4 protein-coding genes and 1 pseudogene are annotated in these 4,351 nt (G+C 35.8%); 3 read left to right on the top strand and 2 right to left on the bottom strand.

Annotation, left to right across the window (positions count from 1 at the left end; all coding sequences use genetic code 11):
* Positions 1-656: pseudogene (gene secA2 / locus AC1DJR_RS18910) on the top strand (accessory Sec system translocase SecA2); the annotation flags it as partial.
* Between the two features lie 11 nt (positions 657-667).
* Positions 668-1,549, top strand: a complete 882-nt coding sequence (locus AC1DJR_RS18905; protein ID WP_002030040.1) for an accessory Sec system S-layer assembly protein — start codon at positions 668-670, stop codon at positions 1,547-1,549.
* A 70-nt stretch (positions 1,550-1,619) separates the two neighbouring features.
* Here AC1DJR_RS18905 and AC1DJR_RS18900 read toward each other — a convergent pair whose 3' ends face one another.
* Positions 1,620-1,991 (bottom strand): hypothetical protein, encoded by a 372-nt coding sequence (locus AC1DJR_RS18900; protein ID WP_002125538.1) that lies wholly within the window; start codon positions 1,989-1,991, stop codon positions 1,620-1,622.
* A 234-nt stretch (positions 1,992-2,225) separates the two neighbouring features.
* Entirely contained in the window at positions 2,226-3,704 is a 1,479-nt protein-coding gene (locus AC1DJR_RS18895; RefSeq protein WP_429687045.1) for a SulP family inorganic anion transporter, read from the bottom strand.
* A gap of 233 nt (positions 3,705-3,937) precedes the next feature.
* Between AC1DJR_RS18895 and AC1DJR_RS18890 the strand changes: the two genes are divergently transcribed.
* Positions 3,938-4,351, top strand: a 414-nt coding sequence (locus AC1DJR_RS18890; protein ID WP_477003238.1) for a hypothetical protein, incomplete at its 3' end; no start/stop codon positions are given.

The raw sequence follows: 4,351 nt of genomic DNA, 5'->3' as shown, positions 1-4,351 counted from the left end.
CACCTAAAGTTCATGATTTCATTAACCGTACACAATTAATTTGTGAAGGTGGTCATTTCTCAATGCGTGAATATAATTTAAAATTAGATGACGTAATTAATGATCAACGTAATGTTATATACACACTACGTAACAACCTTCTAAAAGAAGAAACAAATATGATAGAACTTGTTATTCCAATGATTGAACACTCTGTGGATGCAATTGCTAAGCAGCACCTTTTCGAAGGAATGCTTCCTGAAGAATGGGATTTCACTAGTTTAACAGCATCTATTAAAGAAGTTTTAGCGGTTGAAACTTTGCCGCCATTATCTGCGAACGACGTACATTCGCCTGAGGATTTACAAATCGTTTTAAAAGATACAATTTCTAGTTATATCGAACGTGTACAAGAATTAAATGACCATGTGGATTTACAACAATCACTGCGCTACGTTGGTTTACACTTCCTAGATCAAAACTGGGTAAATCACTTAGATGCAATGACTCACTTGAAAGAAGGTATTGGCTTAAGACAATATCAACAAGAAGATCCAACTCGCCTTTACCAAAAAGAAGGTTTGGATATTTTCTTATACACTTACGGTAATTTTGAAAAAGAAATGTGCCGATATATCGCGAGACATTTAGCAGTTCCAGAAAACGTACAATCATGAGGTGAAAATTTATGTTATCATTCCTGAAAAAGGCAAAGAAAAAAGGAAAAGATACTACTGTTTCTAGTAATCAATTATTTGGACAAGAAGAAACTACTTCTCAAAATAAAACGGTAAAGCCAGTTCTTTACTTCCATCCTAGCTGGGGTGACGTAGCACAAGAACAAAAATACATTTATCAATTTTTACATAAAGAATTACCACGTTTACAAGAATATCAAATTTCTTTATCAGGAATTGAAATTGAAAAACGTGATGGCGCATACGATGTAGCTGCATTCATTCGCAGCAGTGTCCCAAAACCAATTTCTTTCGAAGAAGTTACATTACTTCTATTAAACAAAGATAAAAAGCTGTGCGCACGTAAAACATTTAACCTATCTGCACTTGGCGATATTCCTGAAAACGTGAATATGCCTTTCGTATTTACATTTGAGCAAGAAACAATAACGGAAGCTGAACTATCTCAATCAGATTGGGAATTAGCTTTCGAACTTGAAAGTAAGCATCAACTAGATTTAGATCCATCTTGGGAATCTCAGTTACCTGAAGCAAGCAAAGATGCTTTACGTAATTTTGTAGACAATTTAACACCTCCAAATGAAGGTGAAATTAACTTCCTAGGTTTACAAGCCGCACTGAAAGAGAACGGCGATTTACATACAACACTTCTAATTCGTAACGGCTGTAAAGATAACATTCAACTAGAACAACTTCCTCTTCATATTGAAGATGCTTCTGGAGAAGTCGTTGTTAAAGGTGCTTTCACGTTACCGAATCTTGAAATTAAAGCGAATACTACAAAACCGTGGTCATTTGTTTTCCCAGCTTCATCCATCTTGAAACAAAATATGGATTTATCTAGCTGGAAAGCATTTGTACCACAAGACTAATATACAAAAAAGCCTATCCTAAAAGATGGTCATCACACCTTTAGGATAGGCTCTATTTTTTATGTAAAATCTACTTCGTTACTAATAAACGTTCAATATGATACTCAGCTTCTAGTTTACACATTTCATCTACATGCTTTACTTCGCTCTTGTTTAACAGCTCTAATTGTTCTTCACTCGGCTGCTCACTAATAAGCTCATTAATTTTTTCATTTACTTTCATCGCTAATGCTTGATGGAAATCTGGATGTCCTTTCAACTCGTCATCTACTTTATTAATCCAAGTTGATTTTGTGTATAAATATTGTTTCCACTGTTCAACAAATTGCTGCATATCAAATTTTTCTTCATTCCATTCAATTTCTTTCATATATCTCTCAAAAGAAACAACAATTGATCGTGTAATCCCGATCTTCACTCCATGTGGTAACTGTTTGTACATCAAATATTCCCTCCAGCTTAAAGCTCTTCCTTCTGAATATAAAGGAATCTCAAAATTCATATACCTTCTTATAATAGCACATTGCTAATCTAAGATGTTACTATACTGTGTAGAAAATCAATTGTCAACAGACGTATAACATTTAGATATAATGATTTTATACATAGTAAGCACATATACAAATAACAAGAACCTTCACACTCTATAACGAAATTCATGTGAAGGTTCTTATTGTTATATTGCCTTAACTTTTAAAAACTGCAGCTTCTCTTTTTGCTCATCATTCGCCATCATTACTATCGTCTTTTTAACATGCGGATGTACATGTTCAAGTGTCACACGCACTCCTGCTTTATCCGATTGCTCAACAAAGTTTAATAACGCCATAGCTCCTGATACATCCATATAATGTACATCTTTCATACGCAAACTAACTGGTGACTTCACATCTTGTAAAGAAGCAAAAATACGATCTACTGATAGAAATGAAAGTGGTCCCTGAATCGTATACGTCGCTTCTTTTTCTTTTATAATAGAAGCTTTACGTTCTTTACACTTCACCATGTATATAATGAAGGAAAGAATAATGCCAAACGCAACAGCAACCATTAAATCGAATTTCACTGTCACAACCATCGTCACGAACATAACAATCACATCACCTCTTGGTGCTACATGTGCTTTCTTCATGCTTTCCCAATCAAACATCCCGATGCCAGTTAAAATTAAAATACCTGATAATACAGCAAGCGGAATATATTGTACCACTGAACCGAGTCCCATAATGAAAATAAATAATATGACACTATGCATACAAGCCGACAGTGCCGTCTTCCCCCCGCTTCTTATATTGACGATAGATCTAACAGTTGCACCTGCTCCTGCTAATCCACCGAACAAACCACTCGCAATATTGCCAATACCTTGTCCGATTAACTCTTTATTACTTTTATGACGTGTCCCCGTCACATTATCCATTACGACAGACGTTAATAACGAGTCAATTGATCCTAGTAAAGCAATACTAAGTGCTGGTAATACAAGTGCTAACATGCCATTTGCGTCTAAATTCGGTACGTGAAGAGATGGCATCGCCTCTGGAATTGCACCTATTTTTTCAATCATCTTATTTAAAGAAAGAGTTCCTACAACTGGTAAGTTTACCGTAATTCCTTGTAGCATAGAAGAAAATAACGGCAACGTTACTGTAACACCCACTAATGCTACTAAACTTGATGGAATGGCCTTAATCCATTTTCCAGAAACAATCATTACAATGATCGTTAATAACACAAGCAGAAAGCTATTTTGTACGTGCTTCATTTCACCTAAAATAATAATCAGTGCAATCCCATTCATAAACCCTGAAACAACAGGATACGGAATGTAACGAACGTAAGAGCCGAGCTTACATACACCAAATAAAATTTGAAATAACCCCGCCATCATAAATGCAATAAAACTTGCTTCTAATCCGTGAGTTGCAATAACGCCCGTTGCAATAACTGTAATCGGCCCAGTAGGACCCGTTACTTGCCCCGGTGTACCGCCAAATAACGCCGCAAACAAACCTGCAAAAATTGCACCATACAATCCGACAAGTGCTCCCTCAGACGTTCCCGTTGCAGCAATACCAAATGCAATCGCTAGCGGCAAAGCAACAATCGCAACAGTAAACCCTGCTAAACATTCCTTTGCTATTTTTTGAAACATATAAATAACCACCTTCTTATAAAGTCCACGTTCCATTGTACATCTAAAACAAATCATTCGTTAGCGTATTTATAAAAAACTCTTTACAGTCTCGTGAAGTAAGCGTCTACATTKAYAAATAGCCTTCCCAAGTCAAACTAAAAAACAGCAATATGACGAATCTACCTTTGGAAACAAACTTGACTATGCTATAATGAACAAATTAAATCTTTTACTATATACTTGGAGGCACTATGCTAACTTTTGAAGAAAAATTATCGATTATTGAATCTTTCCCGGAATTAGAAAGAAAGAACGTATCATTAAAACGCGTAAACTTTCACTTTGAAGAAAGTCGTTTAGATAAAAAGAACGTTGTATATCATTTACACCCAAATGGAAACGGATTTGTATATGCAAACTTCATTAAAGGTTATAGAACAGATGATAAAGGCATGATTAACATCCGCGAGTTTTCAGAAGAAGAACTGCGTTCATTAATTGAAAAAGTAATTGAACGTCTATCACAGGAGCAAGAGGAAATTGTAGCACCAATAGAACCTGCTGCCGAAGAGGAATGGAAGAACGAAGACGGTCATATCCTAACTCTTATTCAAGAGGATGACATGTGGAACGTTTACGCTGGCGTAAACTTAGACGGTACATTC

Source organism: Bacillus sp. 05T31 (genome assembly GCF_056396725.1).
This window is presented reverse-complemented; position numbering and strand designations above follow the sequence as displayed.

Excerpts from the sequence above, each read along its gene's own strand:
- AC1DJR_RS18905 (WP_002030040.1), top strand. The coding sequence starts at position 668 with ATGTTATCATTCCTGAAAAAGGCAAAGAAAAAAGGAAAAGATACTACT.
- AC1DJR_RS18895 (WP_429687045.1), bottom strand. The coding sequence starts at position 3,704 with ATGTTTCAAAAAATAGCAAAGGAATGTTTAGCAGGGTTTACTGTTGCG.
- AC1DJR_RS18900 (WP_002125538.1), bottom strand. The coding sequence starts at position 1,991 with ATGTACAAACAGTTACCACATGGAGTGAAGATCGGGATTACACGATCA.